An 18,927-nucleotide genomic window follows, 5' to 3' on the forward strand; every position below is an offset into this window, starting at 1 on the left:
AGTGCCGCAAAAAACAAAATCAGCAACGGCCGGAGCCGTTGCTGATCGGGTGTTGCGAACAGCCCAAAGGCCGGTTTACTGCGGACGACCGATGTTGTTGCAGACGTTGCTGTTGCCGATGCTCAGGCCGTTGGAGGCGGTCAGGAAGGTGGTGCGGATCACGCCCTTCCAGGACGCCGGCAGTGGCACGAAACGGTTGGCCTGGATGGCGTCGTCGTTGTTCGACGAAGTGTTCTGGCCGTAGTGACGAGCGAAGAAGTCACGCACTTGGCTGGTCTGAGTGGCGTCGGCGTAGCACTGGCTGAAGATCAGGTTGGTGAAACCCAGGATCGGGTAGCCGCTGTCCGGGTAAGGCACGGTGCCCGCAACGCCGGCCTTGCCAAAGACCGGAACCCACTTGTCCGGATTGGCACGGTCCGCCAGGGCTGGGATCGCGACCCCACCGATGGCGGCGGAAACGTTGCCGGGAGCCGGCGAGACACCGGCGACGCGGGCGACCTTGGTCGCATCGTCCAGGCCGGCCAGGGTCGGCGCGGCGTAGTCCGGGCTCATGTAGGTGATGCGGCTGTCGGCGGCGTTCAGCGCGGTCATCACGCCCTGGCTGCCGGTCGCGGCCACAGCACCGGCAGGCAGACCGCCGGTGTAGCTGGAGGCGAAGGTGGTGGTGACGTTGAAGGTGCCGGTCTCGGCGCACTTGGCGTTGAGGAAGCGGGTGAACAGCTCGGTGGTGCCGCTGCTTTCGCTACGGTAAACCACGGTGAGAGGGCCGGTACGGCCGGAAGACGGGATATCTTCCCACTTCGACAAGCGCCCCGAGAACACGCCACACAGCTGATCGACGCTCAGGTCAACGGCGGTGGCACCGGCCTTGTTGAACGGAATGGCAACCGAAGTGGCCACCGAAGGCACCTGGATCAGCGGGCCCCAGGCAGCGTTGTGAGCCGCGGCGTAGTTGGACAGCTCGGTGCTGCTGAGCTTGGAGTCGCTACCGGCCCAATGCACGTTCTTGCCGGTAGTGCCGGCCACGAACTTGGTGTAGTCGTTGTTCAGGAAGGCAGCCTTGCCATTGCCGCTGCCTACGCCGATGTAGGGAGCGAAGCCGGCGGTCAGTACGCCAGCGGTCTGGTACAGCGGTTGTGGCAGGGTGGCGCCACCGCCGTTGATATCAGCCAGGGCGGCCTGTGCCGAGCACAGGGCTGCCAGGGTCAGGGATGCCGCGAGAACGTTGCGCTTAAACATGAAGAATCTCCTTTCGTCGTGTTCGTACGTTGGGTGAATAGCGCTTGCATGACGCCATGGCACTCGGGCCAGAAGCCTTGATCCAGACGGCTTGATGGGTGAGGCCATGGGAAGAGAAGTTCGCAGTTTCCGGTGACAGATAAAGGAAAAAACCTCGGGAGAAACCGACTGTTTTTGCAAAAGATTCTCGGGTGTTCAGCAAGGGTTTTCCGGCCTTTGCCGGCAAGGTGACAGCAAGATTGCCCGAGCTGGCGCCGGCATCGCTCTGCAAGCGCCGAAGGTGGTGCAGACAGCGCCGGAACATGACAGAACAAGGAACCCGAGCTTGGCCGATTGCCGGGGCGGGAGTGAGGTAGGCAGCGTGAAATTTTCTGGCTGTCCCGCCCTGCGCTTCGGACCACACCTTCGCTACGCCTCTCGTAGGAGCCGACTTGCCGGCGAAGGGGCCCGCGAGACCTGCATCGCCAGTGCCGACGCCTTCGCTGGCAAGCCAGCTCCTACGGACCGGGCCAGACCGGGCCGGACGGGGTCAGGTCGAATCGGGTTGTGTGGCTCAGGTCACCAGCTGGTTGATCTCGATGATCGGCAACATCACCGCCATGACGATCACCAGCACCACGCCGCCCATGACCACGATCATCAGCGGTTCGAGCAAGGCGGTCATGCCCATGGCCCGGCGTTCGATGTCCCGGGACAGGGTCTGCGCCGCGCGCTCCAGCATCGGCGGCAAGGCGCCGGTCTTTTCGCCGCTGGCGATCAGGTGGATCAGCACTGGCGGGAAGACCTTCTCCACCCGCAGCGCGGCCGCCAGGTTGGCCCCCTCGCGCACCTTGGCCGTGGCCTCGCTGACGCTCTGGCTCAGACGGTCGTTGGACAGGGTCTGGCGCGCCGCGTCCAGGGCCCGCAGCAGCGGCACCCCGGCACCGCTGAGAATCGCCAGGGTCGAGGCGAAACGCGCGGTGTTCAACCCCAGGACAAAACGCCCGAACAGCGGCAGGCGCAGAATCCGGCTGTGCCAGCTCAAGCGGGCCCGGGGGTTGCGCAGGTACAGCCGCCAGCCCCAGAACCCCGCCGCCATGGCGCCGAAACACTCAAGGCCCCAGGCACGAATGAAGTCGCTGGCGTTGAGCATGGCCAGGGTCAGCCCCGGCAGGTCCTGGCGCGCCTGGGAAAAGGCGCTGACCACCTGGGGCACCACATAGCTGAGCAGGAAGATGACGATGCCGATGGACACCAGCCCCACCACCCCGGGGTAGATGAAGGCGGTGAGGATCTTGCCCCGCAGGCCGTTGCGCTCCTCGATGTAATCCGCCAGCCGCTCCATGACCTGGGCCAGATCGCCGGACTCCTCGCCCGCGGCGATCAGCGCCCGGTAGATTTCCGGAAAATCCCGCGGTCGCGCCGCCAGGGCCTCGGCCAGGCGCATGCCGCTGCGCACATCGGCGCGCACCGCGCTCAGGGCCTGGGCGATGTGCTTGCGCTCGGCCTGCTCCACCGTGGCGCTGAGCGCCGCCTCCAGCGGCAGGCTGGCCCCCAGCAGGCTGGCCAGCTGGCGGGTGGCCCAGGCCAGGTCGTTGTCCGAGAGCCTGGGGCTGAATACGCCTCCGGTGCCAGTGGCGGCACCGTTGCTGTCCAGTTGCACCTGCAAGGCGGTCAAGCCACGGCTGCGCAGGCTGGCGAAGGCCGCGCCCTGGCTGTCGGCTTCCAGGTGCCCGGATTCGATCTTGCCGAGGGCGTCGGCGGCTTCGTAGCGATAGCGATTCATCAGGCGTCCCGTGTCACACGTAGGATTTCTTCCGCGGCGGTGGCGCCGCTGCGTACCCAGCGCTCACCGTCCTCGCGCATGCTGAGCATCCCGGCCCGACGCGCGGCGGCGCGCAAGGCCTGCTCATCCGCGCCCTGATGAATCAGGCTGCGAATGTCGTCGTCGATGCAGAACAGCTCATGGATCCCGGTCCGCCCGCTGTAGCCGATGTGATTGCAGGCCGGGCAGCCCACCGGGCGCCAGGTGCCGGGGTTGGCCGGATCCGCCGCCTTGCACTGGTTGCACAAGCGCCGCACCAGACGCTGGGCCAGCACCCCGAGCATCGACGAGGCCAGCAGGAACGGCTCCACCCCCATGTCGACCAGACGGTTGACCGCCGACACCGCGTCATTGGTGTGCAGGGTCGCCAGCACCAGGTGCCCGGTAAGCGAGGCCTGGACCGCGATCTGCGCAGTCTCCAGGTCACGGATCTCGCCGATCATGATCACGTCCGGGTCCTGGCGCAGGATCGCCCGCAGGGCCAGGGCGAAGGTCATGTCGATCTTGGCATTGACCTGGATCTGGCTGATGCCCGACAGGTCGTATTCCACCGGGTCCTCGACGGTGAGGATATTGCTGGTGCTGGCGTCCAGCCGGGCCAGGGCGGCGTAGAGGCTGGTGGTCTTGCCGCTGCCGGTGGGCCCGGTGACCAGGACGATGCCGTGGGGCTGGTGGATCAGGGTATCCAGGCGCGCCAGCAAGTCCGGGTCCATGCCCAGGGTTTCCAGCTGCAGGCGCCCGGCCTGCTTGTCCAGCAGGCGCATCACCACCCGCTCACCGTGGCCGGTGGGCACCGTGGACACCCGAATGTCGATGGGCCGCCCGGCCACGCGCAAGGCGATGCGACCGTCCTGGGGCAGGCGTTTCTCGGCGATGTCCAACTGGGCCATGATCTTGATCCGCGACACCAGCGCGCCGTGCAACGCCTTGCGCGGCGACACCACGTCACGCAGGGTGCCATCGACCCGGTAGCGCACCACCGAGTGCGTCTCGAAGGGTTCGATATGGATATCGCTGGCCTCGTCCCGCGCGGCCTGGGTGAGCAAGGCGTTGATCATGCGGATCACCGGCGCGCCGTCCTGGGTGTCCAGCAGGTCGGTGATTTCCGGCATGTCCTGCATCAGGCGGTCCAGGTCCACCTCGTTCTCCGCGGCACCGACCACCGCCGCGGCGCTGCCGGTGTCGGCGTAGGCCGTGGCCAACAGACCGTCGAGTTCCTCGTCGCGGATCCGCTCCAGGCGGGCGGGGCCGAACTGGCGGCGGGCTTCGCCGATGGACCAGCCGGGGGTCGAGGGGCAGACCAGCAGAGTGGCGCCCTCCTCGCTGTGGCGCAGGAGAATGCGGTGGGATTTGGCCCAGGCGTAGGGGAGCTGGGGGGACTGGGAGGGCATTGTTTGGGGCTCCTGATTGGGGGTACATATCCGTTGCTGCGGGTGCGGCCACTTACGGTTTCGCTCTTACAGCGAGTCACTTTGAAACCCGGAATGCCGGCCAGCCCAAAGTAACCAAAGGCTCCTGCCCCTCCACTCGGTGCCTCGCATAGCGAGGCATGCCCGAACTCCGGCATTGATCCGTGGGCCGCCGCAATGGGCCATCCATGGCCCAGTGCGGCTAACCCGGCGTCCTGCCGGGCTACCCACGGCTCAATGCCTGCGTTCGGCCATCGTGTTTAAGGGGGCAGGAAGATCAAAATCTGACGGCGGCCTGCCGGCCTTGTTTCATTTGTCCTTCACAGGGCGATGCTGCTCTTGGGATGGTCGAAGGTCCTGCGGACCTTTACGCAGCTTCGCAGGCTCAGCAGCGGCTACAGAACGCACGTACTCTGTAGCCGCTGCCGCAGGCTGCGAACGCTCTGGGCGGCACTCCGTCGCAGGAGACGCTAAACCTGCCTCCCCAATGTTCCTGAACCACCGCGCCGCCTGGTTTTGCGAGCGCTAGCGCTCGTTCGCAGCCTTCGGCAGCGGCTACAAGGAGCCGGCCTGCGCACCTTGGCTTTTGATCTTGATCTTCAGGCCCCTTCCCAGCAGGCCGAGTGCAGGCGTTGCGTAGGGGGCAGCTCGGCAGGGATGCCGAGCTAGCCGCCACCCGGCCATGGATGGCCGGTTGGCGGCGGGCCCCCGGAGCAATGCCGAAGCGAGGGCACCCCGAGCCCCAGCGAGGGGCCGTATGGAGGGGCAAGCGTTTTTGCTTACTTTTTTGGCGTTTGAAAAAAGTAAGTCGCCGTAAGGGCGAAACCCTAAGTGGCCGCACCCGCAGCAACGGACATGTACACAGCCCACCGCTGTCAGAGCGAACCCCTGAGCAGCCCTGACCACAGCCACAAATGGGTACCCCGTAGCACAGTGCCCCAGAGGCGCAACCGCCAGCCACCGCAGCCGCCGCCATGCCCCCCACCCCACCATCACCCATCAACGCCCCCTTCATTGCACCGGCACCGCCCGAATCGGCGCCCGCGGCGTCTGCGGCACGCCCTGCAACGACACCGGCACCGCCCCGGGAATCGCCTTGCTCGCCGCCGGCAACTGCGGCGCCTGCATATCCGGCATCGCCCAGCTGCGCTCCGGCTGCAACTCCCCCTGGGCCCGGCGCATGAAGTCATAGCGATTGAGGGTGATGCTGCGCCCCGCGCCACTGTCGCGAATGATGTAAGGCCGCAGGAACACCATCAGGTTGGTCTTGGTGATGCTGCGTTTCTCGTTGCGGAACAAGGCGCCGATCCCCGGGATGCTCGACAGCCACGGCACCGCGTCGTTGCTCTGGCTGTAGCCGTCCTGCAGCAAACCGCCCAGGACCATGATCTGCCCGTCATCCAGCAGGATGCTGGTGTCGATCGCCCGTTTGTTGGTCACGGTCCCGGCGTCCACCGAGGCCCGGGGGTCAACGCTGCTGACCTCCTGGTAGATGTCCAGCTTGACCGTGCCGCCCTCGGAAATCTGCGGCCGCACATTGAGCTTCAACCCCACTTCTTCGCGCTGCACGGTCTGGAACGGGTTGTTGCTGGTGCCGCCACCGCCGGTGACGTAGCTGCCGGTGACGAAGGGAATGGTCTGGCCGACGAAGATGCTCGCCGCTTCGTTGTCCAGGGTCAAAAGGTTCGGGGTCGACAGCACGTTGGTCCCGCCCTTGCTCTTCAGGGCCCGGGCCAGGACCTTGAGGTCCAGCACCTTGCCGATCCCGGGGATGTCCACGGTGCCGTTGACCACGCCGATGTTCAGGCCCTTGGGCAGTGCGTCGATGCTGGTCTTGCTGGCCGGGGTCCCCACCAGCCCGCTGCCGCCGAGGTTGACTCCGCCAAAGCCGCCGCGGCCGCCGAGGTTGCCGGCCTGCCACTGCACGCCGAACTCGCTGGCGTCGTCTTCGCCGACTTCGACGATCAGGCTTTCGATCACCACCTGGGCCCGGCGCTGGTCGAGCTGGTCGATGACTTCCCGCAGGTTGCGGTACAGCGGGTCCGGCGCGGAGATCAGCAAGGTGTTGGTGGTGGCGTCGGCCTGGATGGTCACGCCGCCGGCGCTGAAGGCGGTGTTCTGGTCGTTCTGCTGGCCGTTGCCACTCAGGCTGCTGGCGCTGGCGCCCTGGCCATAGGCGCCGCTGGTGCTGGCGCTGCCGTTGAGGTTGCCGCTGGCGGTGGGCGTGCCGCTGCTGTTCTGGGCGCTGCCCTGGGTGCCCTGGGTGCTGGCGCCCATGCCGCTGAGCATGGCTCGGGCGCCATCGTTGCCGGTGCTGTCACTCTCGCCGGTGAGCAGGCCGCGCAGGGCCTGGGCCAGCTTGCCGGCCTGGGCATTGCGCAGGTAGACCACGTGCAGGTTGCTCGGGTTGCTCTGGGCGTTGTCCAGTTTGTAGACCAGGTTGCGCGCCAGCTCGGTGCGCTCCGGGCTGCCGGCGCGAATGATGATGGAGTTGGAACGCGGATCGCCGATCACGCTGATCTTCTGGGTCGGGTCGGCGCCCTGGGTTTCCAGCAGTTCGGCCACCATGGTGGCAATGTCCACGGCGATGCCGTTGTGCACCGCCACCACATCGGTGTCGATGGCGCTGGGGGTGTCGATGCCGTCGATGATCTGCGCCACCCGCTGCAGGTTCTCGGCGTAGTCGGTGACCACGATGCTGTTGTTGCCCGGGTAGGCGTTGATCGGGTTGTTCGGCGAGACGATGGGCCGCAGCACCGGGATCAGGTTCACCGCGTTTTCATACTGCAGGCGGAAGGTGCGGGTCAGCATGCCGTTGCCCGCCGGTTTGTCGCCGCTGTAGATCGGCCCGCCCAACAGCTTGGCATCGGCCTCGGGCACCACCTGGGCCACCCCGCCCACGTCCACCACGGCAAAACCCTGCATGCGCAGGGCCGCCAGCAGCATGTCGTAGGCCTGATGGGCCGGCACCTGGCCCTCGCTGACCAGGGTCAGGTTGCCCTTGACCCGCGGGTCCACCAGGAACTGCTGGCCGGTGGAACGGGCCAGGGCGCGCACCACCGCCTGGATATCGGCCTCGACGAAGTTCAATTGCACCGGCTGGTCCCCCAGGGGGTTGCGCGGCACGCTGGTGCTGCGTGGCGTGCCCTGGCCACGGCGGCTGTCGGTCACCGGGTGCAGGACTTTGGGTCGCGTGGCCTGTTGCGCCTGCACGCGTTCGCGGTCCGCCAGGGCGTCGCCGCTGCGCCGGGTGTCGGCCAGGGGCTGGCCCAGTTCACTGTCCACCAGCAAGGGCGGCGGCGTGGTGGAGGTGGTGTTGCTGCAAGCCCCCAGCGCCAGCAGCAGAAACGGTGCGACCTTGCGACACTGGCGCACGTAGTTGGAGCCTGACCCCTTCATGAAGCTTCCTTAGCGCCCTGCGCCTGATCCATGCGAACGGTCCCGGACAGTGTGCCTGCCGAGTCTTGGGCGGTGGCCGGGGCGGCGCGTTGCAGCCGGGCCTCCACCACCTGCAGTGAAAGCTGTCGGGGAGTCCCCAGCAGCCAGCCGACCACGGCATCCGCCGGGGCCTGCTCAAAGGTCAAGCGCCAGCTCTCGGGGCCGGCTTGATCGGTGCGTTGCAACTGGTAGCGGTCCTTGAGCCCGGCCCGATCCAGGGTCTGGCGCAGGGACTGCTCAAGGTCGGCGCCCCGGCGATCCGTGCCCGCGGCCTCGTGCAACAGCACTTCCAGGGCCTCGGCCTGGGAGCGCAGCTTCGGCGTCTCGGCTTGCCAGTAGTCGATCTTCTTCAGCGGCGGCTGAATCAGCAGCCACCACAGCAACAGCCCCAGCACCCCCAGGGCGGTGGCGCTCAGCAGACGTTTCTCCCGGAGCGCCAGAGCCTTCCAATGGCCCCGGGCCTGGGTCCGCAGGCGTGACCAGCGCGCCTGATACTGGGCCAGCACGGGCTTATTCATCTGCGGCTCCCGGGGCGTCGGCGGCGAGGTCAGCGGGCTCGCCCGCGGCCGGGCTCAGGGTCCAGCCGTTGCCCTCGGCCTGGACGCTGTAGCCGGCCTGGGTCAAGGCGCCCTGCCAGCCGCTGTCGGTGCGTTTCGGGGTATCGGGCAGCAGTTCCAGCTGCAGGCGCTGGTCGGCAAAACTCAGGCTCTGCACGCTGCCCACCATGAACGGCATGGCGCTGCCGGCCTGCAGCAGCAGGTTGACGAATCCCTGGCTCGGGTCCGCCGCCCCGCTCTGCTGCGCCGCCAGTTGCTGGCGGGCCTGTTGTAGGGGATTGAGCACCACCGGCAACTGCGGAAACACCTGCCGGACCCGCTGGCTCATCTGGTTCTTGAGGCGCAGGCCCTGCTCGGCCTCACGGGCGGCATACAGGTTCAGGCCCACGACCCACACGGCCACGGCCAGTGCGCAGCAACCCAGGGCCCGGCCCCAGCCCTGGACCGCGCCGCGGGTCGCCATCGCCCCCGCCTGCAGGCCCCAGGCCGGCGCCGCGCCGCTCCAGCGCTGTTCGACCGGCAGGCGCTGCAGCGCGCCCTCCGGCGCGTCGTCACCAATCCAGCCCAGCCCGGCGCCGGAGGCGCGCAACTGTTCCAGGGTTTCCTCGACCAGAGGCTCCACGCTGGCCTGGGCGGCGCTGTGGCGCAGCAGCAACTGACCGTCCAGCAGGCACAGGTTGTGCTGCCCCGGCGCCGGCACCGCCAAGGCGTATGGCGCCGGGTACAGGCCCGAAAGCTTCAGCCCGGCCTGTTGCAGCAGCTCGCCCAGGGCTTGCAGGCGGCTGATGGGCAGCCAGCTCAAGGTCACCTGGCCCTGGGCATCCCGCGGGCCGTGGGCGACATGCATCTGCTCGCCGCAACCGAGGATCAGCGCCTGGGCCGCGCAGTCCACCGCGGCCTTGGTCCGAGCCGCCGGCAACGGCGGCAGCTCGATGCAGGCCAGCAGGCTGTCCTGCGGGTGCAGAAAGCACTCCAGGGCCAGCCCTCGGGCGTCCTGGGCCAGTGCCTCAAGCGCCCTGCGGCCGAGCGCGGTCACCCGCCCGGCGCGGTCCAGCCGGGCGCATTCCACGGGCACGGCCAGGGGCCGGGGCGCGTGCAACAGCTCGGCCAGGGGCGGCAAGGCCAGGCGCAAGCGGCTCATGCTCCCACCCGCGACCAGATCACCTGGGGCATGCGGTCTTCGGGGCGGTGCAGCAAGGCATGCAGGGTGATCCGCCGCTGGTCGCGACGGACCTGCCCCTGGAGCAGGAACCACTCGCTGGTGATGCCGACCTTGATCCGCTCCTGCGCGGCAAAGGGCATGCGCAGGCGATTGACGAAGTCGCCCCGGTTGATGAACCAGTGCCCGGCGTCGCGCTCTGCCACCAGGGCCCGGGCCCGGGACAACGACAGCCCCGGCACCGCCACCGCCAGTACTTCGGCGCTGGCGGTGTTGCCATTGATCCAGGTGTTGCCCGGCAGGACGCTGACGTAGGGCTCAAGGCGCGCCAGCAGCGCCTCGTCGACGCCCTGAACGCCCAGCAGGTCGTCCAGGCTGCGCAGCATTGGCTGGCGCGGCGGCAAGGTCTGCACCGCCGCCCCCGGCGAGGTCAGGCGACCGCTGTTGAATGCACCCGGGGTGCCTGCGGTGGCGGCCGGACTGGACAGGCGCTGGGGATACGAGGCGATCACCCGCTGGCTGATTCGCCGGCTCAGGGCGGCGTCGACGCCGAGCAGCTGGCACAGCTGTTGGAAACTCTGCACCTGCTCCGGGTCCACCTGCTGGTTGAACACCAGGTTGCGCAGGTTGAACTTGCCCTGCAGGTCTTGCAGGCGGCCCTGGAAACCGCCGCCGGATGCGCCGAGGGCCGGATCGCCGATGGGCCGCGCCCAGGGCTGGTCGAGCCGGGTCAGCACCTCGCGCTGGCGGGCTTCCCAGAGCAGTTGCCGGCTGAATTCCAGGCCGCCCCGCAACGCCCCGCCGCCGACGATCCGCGCCTGCTCGGCTTCCACCGCGCGGGTCAGGACGGTCTGCCGCGAGAGCATGCCGGCGGCGAGCACCGCCACCACCGCGGCAATCAGCAAGGCGCTGATGATGGCCATGCCGCGCTGCTTCGCCGCACAGGGCGAATGACTGTTCATGGGCGGCCCTAGAGCTGCCAGGAGCCGATATCGGCATTCACGCCTTCGCCGTCGGGCTGACCGTCGGCGCCCAGGGAGAACACGTCCACTTCGCCGCTGGCCCCCGGGTTGAGGTAGTGATAGGGGCGTCCCCAGGGATCGTTGGGCAGGCGTTCCAGGTAGGAGCGCCAGTTGCTGTCCTTGGCGTTGGCCGGACGCTCCACCAGCACCTTGAGGCCCTGGTTCATGCTCGGGTAGCTGCCGTGGTCGAGGCGATACAGCTTCAGGGCCTGCATCAGTCCGGCGATGTCCTGCTTGGCCGCGGTGGCCCGCGCCTGGTCGGGACGGTCGAGCACCTTGGGCACCACCATGACCGCGAGGATCCCGAGGATGACCACCACCACCATGATCTCGATCAGGGTGAAGCCATGCTGGCCTCGGGGTGCGGCGGTTGACGTTACAGGCGCGATATCCATCTCGACATTCCTTGGCTTGAGTTCGATTCGTCGCGCAGTGTTGCAAGAAGATATGTCAGTGGTATTGAAAAACCTCGGGAGTTTCGGTCGCCATTCGGTCAAGCCTGCAGGCTAGGCTGCGAGGCTGTTTCCCGGTGTCGAGCGGCCCATGCAAGCCCTGCGCAAACAAGCTGGATTTACCCTGATCGAAGTGCTGGTGGCCCTGGCCATCATTGCCGTGGCCATGGCCGCGGCGGTGCGCGTGGCCGCGCTGATGACCCAGAGCAACGGCCTGTTGCGGGACAAGTCCCTGGCCCTGCTGGCGGCCCAGAGTCGGCTCGCCGAGCTGCGCCTGGAAGGCCGCTGGCCCAGCGGATTGAAGAGCGTCGATTGCGACCAGGGGCGCCTGGCGCTGCGCTGCGAACAGTCGATCGGCGCCACAGCGCTGCCCGGGCTGCTGCGGGTCAGTGTCCAGGTGCGCGAACGCGGTCGCGAAGCACCGCCCCTGGCCCGCCTGGAAACCCTGCTCGGCCGCCCCCAGGAGCCAGGGCGGTGAGCGTCAGCGGGTCAGCCGCGGCAACAGCGGCGAGTCCGGCAGCTTGCTGACCTTGATCCGCGACTGCTCGGCGCCGCGCTCGATCAGCACGCCATCGGCCTCCACCGCCGCCAGGCGCACGCCCGGGGTCAGTTGTTCGCCAGCCAGGAAGCTGCGGGGCGGTCCGTCGTTCAAGCGCAGGATCGCCACCGCGCCACGGGCCCCGGCCAGGACCCCGGAGACCTTGATCTCCACGGCGCTGGGCTGGTTGGCAAACCACTGCAGGGCCGGGCTGTCGGAACGGGCGGCGAGCACCTGGGGCGCCACGGCCGGGGTCTGGGATTCGGCCGGGGTCAGCAGCAGCGACGACCAGGTGGCCACCCCGGCCAGGGCCGCCAGCAGCGCGGTGTATTGCAATAGTCGGGGGGCGGAAAAATCTGCGGCACGCAGCATGGTGGCAAGCATTGGCGGGACCTCCTGTTTGTCCGTTCCCGCAGCCTACAGGGCAATTCTCACGGTTTTATTTCACCCCGCGATCATCGGCCCCAGGCCGGCTGATCCTATCGCCAAGGAGTGCAATCCGATGCCGTCGGGCAAGCAACGGGGCTTCACCCTGATCGAACTGATGGTGGTCCTGGTGATCATCGGCATCGCCAGCGCGGCGGTGGGCCTGAGCATCAAGCCCGACCCGCTGCAACAGGTGCGCAAGGACGCCGAACGCCTGGCGCAGCTGCTGCAAGTGGCCCAGGCCGAGGCCCGCGCCGATGGTCGACCGATCACCTGGCGGGCCACCGCCAAGGGCTTTGCCTTCAGCCGCCGGGCGGAATCCGGCAGCGGTATCGACGACCTGCGTGGCGATCCCCTGCTGCGCCCCCGCGCCTGGGAAACCCCGGGGCTGCAAGTGCGCATCGAACCCGGGCCACGGCTGATCCTCAACGCCGAATGGATCACCCCACCGTTGCGGCTGGTGCTCTCCGACGGCCGCCACAGCCTCGGCGTGGAACGCAGCGCCGCCGGCCAGCTGCGGGTGGTGAACCAGCCATGAAGCCTGGGCAAAGCGGCTTCACCCTGATCGAAGTGCTGGTGGCGGTGATGCTCATGGCCATCGTCAGCCTGATTGCCTGGCGCGGCCTGGACAGCGTCACCCGGGCCGACACCCACCTGAAGGCCAGCACCGAACAGACCGAGGAACTGCTGCGCAGCCTCAACCAGCTGGAGCGCGACGTCGCCCTGCGAGCCGCCGTGCAACTGCGCGAACCGATCCAGAGCGACAGCGAAGAGGCCGAGCCCGACAGCCCGGTGCCGCTGAGCGTGCGCAGCTCCGACAGCAAGGGCTTTCGCCTGGAGGTGATCCGCAGCGCCGCCAACCCCGGCGACGGCCTGCAACGGGTGCGCTGGTGGCTCAAGGGCGACACCCTGTACCGCGCCGCGGCCGAGCCCCGGGACCGCTACCCCCTGCCCGCGCCCAGGGACGGGGTGGCGGTGTTGCGGCGGGTCAGTGACCTGCAGGTGCGGGTCTGGGAGAGCGGCAAGGGCTGGCGCCAGCTCAGCGGCAATCGCCGGGACAACCCCCAGGGCCTGGAGATCCGCCTGACCCGGCAAACGCCCCAGGGCCAGGAGCATTACCGGCAAGTGCTGGGCCCCCTGCCCTGACCGGCTTGGTGCAGCCGCTGCCGCAGGCTGCCAGCGGCTTGGGCGGCAGGCCGACGCAGGCGACGTGGAGGGCTGGAAAGCGCTGGAGGTTCGGCGGGAGGACGCCAGGCAAGGTCCTGCGGACCTTTGCGCAGCCTCGCCGGAAGCTCGGCAGCGGCTACGCAGCGGCGACATTGGGGCGGTGCGGTCGGGCGCTCAGCTGAGCAGCACCACGCCGCCCGGCAGTTCGGTGCATTTGGCGCCGTAGGCGTCGCGGATCAGCAGGGCCACGCCCGCCAGCTGGTTGAGGGTGAAACGCGCCTGGACCTTGCGCCGGCCCAGTTCGGCGTTAAGCAGCACCAGCATCCCCGGGCGGTAACGGTTGATCTCGCTGATCACCGTGTCGAGGCTGGCGTTGTCGAACACCAGCACCTGTTCGCGCCAGGCGAGGACGTTCCGGGGATCCACGGCGGTCGGCTCGCCCACCGTCTTGGCGTCGTAGGTCAGTTGCCGACCGCTGTCCAGGCGGATGCTGCGCCCAGCCACGGCCACCTGCAGGCTGCCTTCGATGCAGGTCACGCAGACCTGATGGTCAGTGTTGCGCAGGTTGAAACGGGCCTGACGGGCACTGAGCCTGCCGTCACCGGCCTGGACCTGGAGCGGCTGCTGGCGCTGGCTGAAGACTTCCACCTCGCCCTCCAGCAGTTCGAAGGCCTGTTCCCCCGGGGCCGGATCACGGCGGCTGATGCGGGTCTGGGTGTTGAGTTCCAGGCTCAGGCCCTCGGCCAGATCGACCCGGCGCTGTTCGCCGACCGCCGTGGAAAAATCCGCGGTCAACCCGGCCAGGCCTCCGGGCACCGTGTAGCGGACCATGAACAGCGCCGCCGAGGCGGCCAGCGCACCGCCCAGAAAGGCCCGCCGCCCGAAGTGGCGCGGCCGCGATTGCTGCTCCAGCTGCACCGCCGCCGGTTGCAGGCAGTGCCACAGGGCCTTGGTCTGCTCGAAGGCCGCCGCGTGCTGCGGGCTCTGCGCGCACCACTGGCGCAGGGCACGGGCGTCGGCGGCGGTGGCCCGGCCCGACGTCAGAAGGACCAGCCAGTCCCGGGCTTCGCTCAGCAGTTGCTGGTCCGCCGAGGCCTGGGGTGGGGAGATGCTAAAAATGTTCAAGCGCGCAGGTACTCACGGATTGATCAGGGACTCTTGTCTAGGACGGTTTTCCGGCCCCGGGACCGAACCGCTGAATGACTTTTCTTTCAAGGCGCAGGGCGCAATGCCCGAGGGCGGCCTTGAGTTCCTTCTCCACCATCCGTGTGGAAATGCCGAAGCGTTGGGAGATTTCCAGGTGCGGCGCCTCTTCCAGGCGCGCGGCGATAAAGATCTGGCGCCGCCGCGCCGGCAACTCGTAGAGGGCCTTGAGCAGGGTCTGGATTTCTTTCTGCCCGCCCACCACCCGGGACGGGTCCTGGGCGTCATCGGCGATCTGCAGCAGTTCCTCGACCTCCTCGCCGGTGAGCAGGCGCGCGTCGGACTGGCGCCGATCGGCAGCGATGTTCAGGGCCATGCGGTACAGGTAGGCATTGGGCTGCAGCAGGTTCGGCGGCTCTTCCATGCGGTCGACCCGCAGGTAGGTTTCATGCAGGACGTCGTTGGCCAGGTCCTCGGACCCCAGGCGCCTGCGCAAGCGCACCCGAAAGTCCTCGTAGGACGTCAGGAACAGCCTGACCATCGTACTGTGTCCGGTATTTTTCATACCCCGGAAGCTCCTTCCCATTCCTTGCAGTCCATGCGTTTCCCTGTTGTGTCCGGTATCAAGAGTAAGGTCAGCGGCTGACGCAGCGAGCTGGGGGCCGGGCGTTCGACCCGGGTTGCCGCCAGGCGCTGCACCAGGGCTTCGTCCCGTTGCAGATCACCGGTGGAGCTCACCAGGCGACTGTGCTGCACCGTGCCATCGGCGCCGATCCACAGTTGCAGCAAGGCACGGAACGCCCCGGGTCGGGTCAAGCGCGACGCGCACAGGCTGCGCTCCACCGCCTGCTGCACGGCGCTGGCGTAGCTGCTGTTGAGCCGCGTCGCGCGGGCGCTGCTGACGCCCTGGGGCGTCGCAGGCGCCGAGGCTGGCGGCACCTGCAGGGTGAAAGCGTCGCTGCGGGCGTAACGCGCCATCAGGCCAGTGCCCGCCAACAGGCGACTCAATCCCTCGCGAGCGCTGTAGCGGCCCTTGATCCCCACCGAGCGCCGGCCCCGGGCCAGTTCCTGGTCCACCAGCACGGCCATCCCGGTCAAGCGACTGAACCGCTCCAGGGCCTGGGCCAGGTCCTGGGCCGGAATCTCCAATTCCAGCACCGCCTGGGAATCCACCCGGGGCGGCCCTTCGACCGCGGCCTGCGCCCAGGCCAGAGGCAGTGGCGCCAGCAGCACAAGGCCCAGCACACAGGTCGCCAAGCCCCCGTGCAATGAAGTCCATCGCCCGACCTGCGCGCTGTGTTGCTGCACGAGCGTCCAATCCCTGAAAAGCGTCATCCTGAGGCCAATTTATGAATCTGGTGTTACGAGCGCGGCAAAAAAACCATCACTTTTCAGGCCTGGGCTTTGCACTACACTCGGCCGTCATCGAGGCCCGATTCCGCGGGCCAGCCAGGAGGCCAGGATGAAACGTTTAAGCTGCTACACCGCTGCCCTGCTGTTGCTCAGCGCCCTGCCCTGGACGCTGCACGCCGAGGACGCCAGCGAGGGCTGCGTGGAAGTCAGCGTCGGCGGCTACAAGGCCCCCGACTACAACTGCCTGAGCAAACAGATGGGCAACAACCCGGACGCGGTGAAGGCCGCCCAGGCCAACCAGCAGGCCATGGACAAGCCGGTGAACAAGCGCCCGCCGAACCAGGTGGGACTGTCGACTCCGGCGGCCACCAGCGTGCGCATGGGCAACACCTTCGGCACCTCGGTCAAGCCGCAACGGCCCTGAGTGGCGCCCCCGGGCCACTGACCGCCACCGGGCCCGTTGCCGCGGCTGGCAGCGAGCCTGGGCAGCGACAAACGCAGCGGGCGAAGATCGCCCTGCGCGCCATCGCGCACCGCGCCGCCAGCCCCTGATCGGCCACGCTCCGTATACCGGGCGTTAACCTTGATCGCGCTAGATTGCCGCGCCTTGAAACCCGGAGCCGACAAGGGCTCCGAGCACGGCACGTGGATGGCGTTCGACTAGCGGCCACCGTATCATTGGCGTTTTTTTTTGCATGTTGGAAGCATGGAAAGCTATAAAAAACTGATCTTGCAACGACCCTGCCAGAGCATTTTCCTGATCGCCCTCGCGCTGTTCATGGGGCTGCAGTACAAACCGGCAGTGCTCAACTACACCACGCGCTTCGTCGACTTTGCCGACTACATGCTGCAGCACGGCATGACGCTGTTCCCCATCGCCGACGATCTGCAGCCCTACCCCGACTACACCATTGTCAACACGGTGCTGGTCTATCTGGCCTCGCTGCCGTTCGGCCAGCTGTCGGTGCTGTCGATGGGCCTGCCCTTCTGCATCGCCGCCGCGCTGATGCTGGTGTTCATCTACAAGCTGGGGGCCCTGCATGAGCAGAAATGGGGCGTCTGCGGCGTGCTCTTTGCGCTGTTCACCTGGGCCTTTCTGGACAGCGTCAACTCCCTGGCCCTGGACATCTATCCCGCCCTGATCACCGCGGGCTGCTTCTACCTGGCCTACTCCGCCGATTTCAAGCAGCAGCGGGGACGCCTGGCGCTGGTGTTCCTCGGCCTGATCCTGGGCTTTTCCCTGCGCGGCCCCATCGGCATGATCGGCCCGGCGCTGGTGGTCGGCACCTACTACCTGCTGAGCCGGCAATGGCGGACCCTGGTCGGCTTCTCGCTGCTTTGCGGCCTGCTGTTCGCCGCCGGGGTCGCCCTGCTGGCCTGGGCCGCCCACGTGCAGGGCGGCGACGCCTTCATGCAGGAAGTGCTGGAGATGCAGGGCCTGGGGCGGATCGCCAGCGATCACTCGCCGCGCTATTACTTCTACTTCAGCGTCGGGCTGCTCACCTACAGCTTCACCGCGTTCTACGCCCTCTGCGTCATGGCCAGGAGCGGTCGCCAGTGGCTCGGCGCTCCGCCGCTGTCGGCGCCGCGCCTGCTGCTTCACCTGGGGGCGTGGTTCGTGGTGCTGATCCTGTTCTTCACCATCCCCAACTCGAAGAAGGCGCGCTATGTGCTGTCCATCACCCCGGCCATTTCCCTGCTGGCGGCCTATATCTTCATCGACCCCAACGGCGTGTTCAGCGCCACCCGCAGACGCCTGCTGCGCCTGTGCCTGAACCTGCCGACCATCGGCGCGCTCCTGGCGCTGCTGGTGCTGGGCTACAACTGCTTTGCCGCGCGGCCCTTGCAACCCAACTTCGCCGGGGTGTTCGCAAGCTTTGCCCTGCTCAGCGGCGTGCGCTACTGGATCACCCGGCAGTACGCCGCACACCGGCATTACGAGGTCATCGTCCTGGCGTTCGGCGTGGTGGCCTTCCTGCTGCTGGATGGGTTCTTCTTCAACGCCATCACCTATCACCTGGAACTGGCCAACGAGCCAACCCCCAAGTTCCTGCCTTACTGGTTCTGGTAAGGCGGGCGTCCCCCCGGGATCAGCGCCGCACCCCGGGTGCGGCCGCATCCAGGCCCGCCGAGCCCGGCCGGAAGCGGGCAACCCCGTAGATCGGCATCGTGCAAGATTTGGTAACACTCCCGGGCACCCCCGAGCATGCAACGGAACTGGCACAGTGCTGTCACATCGCAATCGGTAACGGCACAGCTCGTCCGGCGACCGGCGGCCCAGGTGGCGGCGCCGCGCACGCACGAGTGCTTGACTGCCACAGGTTACCGGCCTTGGCCTGCTGCCCCCGCGGCAAGCCCTATTCCCTCAAGGCTGAAAGAGCGAACCATGAAGCAAAACCTCCTCCTCGTATCCGTCTGTGCCGCCCTGCTCCAGGCCTGCACCCCGGTTTCCACCACTCCTGAAGGACGTCCCTCCATGCCCGCCAGCACGGCCTCCGCCAGCGCCCAGCCTGCACTGTCCGCCTACTACTGGCAGCTGGTCGCGGCCAGCGACGCGGCGGGCAAGCCCATCGCCGCCCTGGACAAGGGCATCGAGCGCCCGCTGCGCCTGACCTTCGTCGAGCAGAACCTGAGCATCAGCGGCGGCTGCAATCGCCAGTTCGGCGGCTTCGAGCATGAAAACGGCCTGCTCAAGGTGCAGCCACTGGCCTCGACCCTGATGGCCTGCGAACCCAGCCTGATGACCCTGGACGCCGAAGTCGGGCGCCTGTTCAAGGGCGAGCTGCGCACCACCTTCGGCGGTGACGAATCGACTCCGACCCTGCAACTGACCACCCAGAACGGCACGCAGCTCAAGTTCCAGGGCCAGCCAACCGCAGAAACCCGCTACGGCAGCCAGGGCCAGACCCGCTTCCTGGAAGTGGCGGCCAAGACCGTCAAGTGCAGCCACCCGCTGATCCCCGACTACCAATGCCTGCAAGTGCGTGAGCGACGCTACGACGCCGCCGGCCTGCAACTGCCGACCCAGGACACCTGGCACCCGCTGTATCAGTCCATCGAGGGCTACGAGCACCAGGACGGCGTGCGCAACGTGCTGCGGGTGAAGCAATACGAATGGAAGCATGCTCCCGCCGACGCCCCGTCCACGGTCTACGTGCTGGACATGGTGGTCGAGCAGGACGCCTCGGCCCAGGGCCACTGACCGGCGCCGACACCTCCC

At 67.8% G+C, this 18,927-nt stretch carries 18 protein-coding genes; 6 read left to right on the forward strand and 12 right to left on the reverse strand.

All coding sequences use genetic code 11. From position 1 onward, the window contains the following. Positions 1-75 precede the first annotated feature (75 nt). The 8 genes from POS17_RS16270 to gspG form a co-directional block, all read right to left on the reverse strand. A complete protein-coding gene (locus POS17_RS16270) occupies positions 76-1,239 on the reverse strand; it encodes a substrate-binding domain-containing protein (protein ID WP_060839528.1) in 1,164 nt (387 codons plus the stop codon). Positions 1,240-1,792: 553 nt separating this feature from the next. Then, entirely contained in the window at positions 1,793-3,004 is a 1,212-nt protein-coding gene (gspF, locus tag POS17_RS16275) for a type II secretion system inner membrane protein GspF (protein WP_060839529.1), read from the reverse strand. Next, positions 3,004-4,434 (reverse strand): type II secretion system ATPase GspE, encoded by a 1,431-nt coding sequence (gene gspE, locus POS17_RS16280; RefSeq protein WP_060839530.1) that lies wholly within the window; start codon positions 4,432-4,434, stop codon positions 3,004-3,006. The genes gspF and gspE overlap by 1 nt, the downstream gene beginning before the upstream one ends. 1,029 nt (positions 4,435-5,463) lie before the next feature. Beyond that, positions 5,464-7,851 carry a type II secretion system secretin GspD gene (gspD, locus tag POS17_RS16285; RefSeq protein WP_060839531.1) on the reverse strand — a complete coding sequence of 796 codons (2,388 nt, stop codon included), beginning with the start codon at positions 7,849-7,851 and terminating at the stop codon, positions 5,464-5,466. Next, positions 7,848-8,408 (reverse strand): type II secretion system protein GspM, encoded by a 561-nt coding sequence (gene gspM / locus POS17_RS16290; RefSeq protein ID WP_060839532.1) that lies wholly within the window; start codon positions 8,406-8,408, stop codon positions 7,848-7,850. The genes gspD and gspM overlap by 4 nt, the downstream gene beginning before the upstream one ends. Then, entirely contained in the window at positions 8,401-9,588 is a 1,188-nt protein-coding gene (gspL, locus tag POS17_RS16295; protein WP_060839533.1) for a type II secretion system protein GspL, read from the reverse strand. The genes gspM and gspL overlap by 8 nt, the downstream gene beginning before the upstream one ends. Then, positions 9,585-10,568, reverse strand: coding sequence for a type II secretion system minor pseudopilin GspK (gene gspK, locus POS17_RS16300; protein WP_060839534.1), 984 nt, complete (start codon positions 10,566-10,568; stop codon positions 9,585-9,587). The genes gspL and gspK overlap by 4 nt, the downstream gene beginning before the upstream one ends. A gap of 8 nt (positions 10,569-10,576) precedes the next feature. Next, positions 10,577-11,023 (reverse strand): type II secretion system major pseudopilin GspG, encoded by a 447-nt coding sequence (gene gspG, locus POS17_RS16305; protein WP_060839535.1) that lies wholly within the window; start codon positions 11,021-11,023, stop codon positions 10,577-10,579. 148 nt (positions 11,024-11,171) lie between these two features. Between gspG and gspI the strand changes: the two genes are divergently transcribed. Further along, positions 11,172-11,558 carry a type II secretion system minor pseudopilin GspI gene (gene gspI / locus POS17_RS16310; protein WP_060839536.1) on the forward strand — a complete coding sequence of 129 codons (387 nt, stop codon included), beginning with the start codon at positions 11,172-11,174 and terminating at the stop codon, positions 11,556-11,558. A gap of 3 nt (positions 11,559-11,561) precedes the next feature. Here gspI and POS17_RS16315 read toward each other — a convergent pair whose 3' ends face one another. Further along, positions 11,562-11,990: a type II secretion system protein N gene (locus POS17_RS16315; protein ID WP_060841952.1), complete on the reverse strand. Its 429-nt coding sequence runs from the start codon at positions 11,988-11,990 to the stop codon at positions 11,562-11,564. A 130-nt stretch (positions 11,991-12,120) separates the two neighbouring features. On the opposite strand from POS17_RS16315, the gene gspH reads away from it, so the two are divergent. Together gspH and gspJ are read left to right on the forward strand one after the other, a co-directional pair. After that, entirely contained in the window at positions 12,121-12,582 is a 462-nt protein-coding gene (gene gspH, locus POS17_RS16320; RefSeq protein WP_060839537.1) for a type II secretion system minor pseudopilin GspH, read from the forward strand. Then, positions 12,579-13,190: a type II secretion system minor pseudopilin GspJ gene (gene gspJ / locus POS17_RS16325; protein WP_060839538.1), complete on the forward strand. Its 612-nt coding sequence runs from the start codon at positions 12,579-12,581 to the stop codon at positions 13,188-13,190. Before gspH ends, gspJ begins: the two co-directional genes overlap by 4 nt. A 195-nt stretch (positions 13,191-13,385) precedes the next feature. Here the strand turns inward: gspJ and POS17_RS16330 are convergent, their stop codons facing one another. Genes POS17_RS16330 through POS17_RS16340 form a run of 3 tightly spaced genes read right to left on the reverse strand, consistent with a single transcriptional unit; the run spans position 13,386 to position 15,527 of the window. Next, positions 13,386-14,336, reverse strand: a complete 951-nt coding sequence (locus tag POS17_RS16330) for a FecR family protein (protein ID WP_060839539.1) — start codon at positions 14,334-14,336, stop codon at positions 13,386-13,388. 37 nt (positions 14,337-14,373) lie between these two features. Then, complete coding sequence (locus POS17_RS16335; RefSeq protein ID WP_060839540.1) at positions 14,374-14,919, reverse strand: RNA polymerase sigma factor; 546 nt, start codon at positions 14,917-14,919, stop codon at positions 14,374-14,376. Further along, positions 14,916-15,527 carry an STN domain-containing protein gene (locus POS17_RS16340; RefSeq protein WP_082729956.1) on the reverse strand — a complete coding sequence of 204 codons (612 nt, stop codon included), beginning with the start codon at positions 15,525-15,527 and terminating at the stop codon, positions 14,916-14,918. Before POS17_RS16340 ends, POS17_RS16335 begins: the two co-directional genes overlap by 4 nt. Positions 15,528-15,816: 289 nt before the next feature. On the opposite strand from POS17_RS16340, the gene POS17_RS16345 reads away from it, so the two are divergent. From POS17_RS16345 to POS17_RS16355, 3 genes are all read left to right on the forward strand, one after another. Then, a complete protein-coding gene (locus POS17_RS16345) occupies positions 15,817-16,131 on the forward strand; it encodes a hypothetical protein (protein ID WP_060839541.1) in 315 nt (104 codons plus the stop codon). Between the two features lie 282 nt (positions 16,132-16,413). After that, positions 16,414-17,778 carry an ArnT family glycosyltransferase gene (locus POS17_RS16350; protein WP_082729879.1) on the forward strand — a complete coding sequence of 455 codons (1,365 nt, stop codon included), beginning with the start codon at positions 16,414-16,416 and terminating at the stop codon, positions 17,776-17,778. Between the two features lie 315 nt (positions 17,779-18,093). Continuing rightward, the gene (locus POS17_RS16355) at positions 18,094-18,909 is read left to right on the forward strand and encodes an META and DUF4377 domain-containing protein (protein WP_060839542.1); all 816 of its coding nucleotides are present in this window, start codon (positions 18,094-18,096) and stop codon (positions 18,907-18,909) included. The last annotated feature ends 18 nt before the right edge of the window (positions 18,910-18,927 follow it).

The organism is Pseudomonas sp. Os17, from assembly GCF_001547895.1.
Classification (GTDB): Bacteria; Pseudomonadota; Gammaproteobacteria; order Pseudomonadales; family Pseudomonadaceae; genus Aquipseudomonas.

Bases quoted from the DNA above. Each gene is read 5' to 3' on its own strand.
- POS17_RS16270 (WP_060839528.1), bottom strand. From the start codon at position 1,239: ATGTTTAAGCGCAACGTTCTCGCGGCATCCCTGACCCTGGCAGCCCTG.
- gspF (WP_060839529.1), bottom strand. From the start codon at position 3,004: ATGAATCGCTATCGCTACGAAGCCGCCGACGCCCTCGGCAAGATCGAA.
- gspE (WP_060839530.1), bottom strand. From the start codon at position 4,434: ATGCCCTCCCAGTCCCCCCAGCTCCCCTACGCCTGGGCCAAATCCCAC.
- gspD (WP_060839531.1), bottom strand. From the start codon at position 7,851: ATGAAGGGGTCAGGCTCCAACTACGTGCGCCAGTGTCGCAAGGTCGCA.
- gspM (WP_060839532.1), bottom strand. From the start codon at position 8,408: ATGAATAAGCCCGTGCTGGCCCAGTATCAGGCGCGCTGGTCACGCCTG.
- gspL (WP_060839533.1), bottom strand. From the start codon at position 9,588: ATGAGCCGCTTGCGCCTGGCCTTGCCGCCCCTGGCCGAGCTGTTGCAC.
- gspK (WP_060839534.1), bottom strand. From the start codon at position 10,568: ATGAACAGTCATTCGCCCTGTGCGGCGAAGCAGCGCGGCATGGCCATC.
- gspG (WP_060839535.1), bottom strand. From the start codon at position 11,023: ATGGATATCGCGCCTGTAACGTCAACCGCCGCACCCCGAGGCCAGCAT.
- gspI (WP_060839536.1), top strand. From the start codon at position 11,172: ATGCAAGCCCTGCGCAAACAAGCTGGATTTACCCTGATCGAAGTGCTG.
- POS17_RS16315 (WP_060841952.1), bottom strand. From the start codon at position 11,990: ATGCTGCGTGCCGCAGATTTTTCCGCCCCCCGACTATTGCAATACACC.
- gspH (WP_060839537.1), top strand. From the start codon at position 12,121: ATGCCGTCGGGCAAGCAACGGGGCTTCACCCTGATCGAACTGATGGTG.
- gspJ (WP_060839538.1), top strand. From the start codon at position 12,579: ATGAAGCCTGGGCAAAGCGGCTTCACCCTGATCGAAGTGCTGGTGGCG.
- POS17_RS16335 (WP_060839540.1), bottom strand. From the start codon at position 14,919: ATGAAAAATACCGGACACAGTACGATGGTCAGGCTGTTCCTGACGTCC.
- POS17_RS16345 (WP_060839541.1), top strand. From the start codon at position 15,817: ATGAAACGTTTAAGCTGCTACACCGCTGCCCTGCTGTTGCTCAGCGCC.
- POS17_RS16350 (WP_082729879.1), top strand. From the start codon at position 16,414: ATGGAAAGCTATAAAAAACTGATCTTGCAACGACCCTGCCAGAGCATT.
- POS17_RS16355 (WP_060839542.1), top strand. From the start codon at position 18,094: ATGAAGCAAAACCTCCTCCTCGTATCCGTCTGTGCCGCCCTGCTCCAG.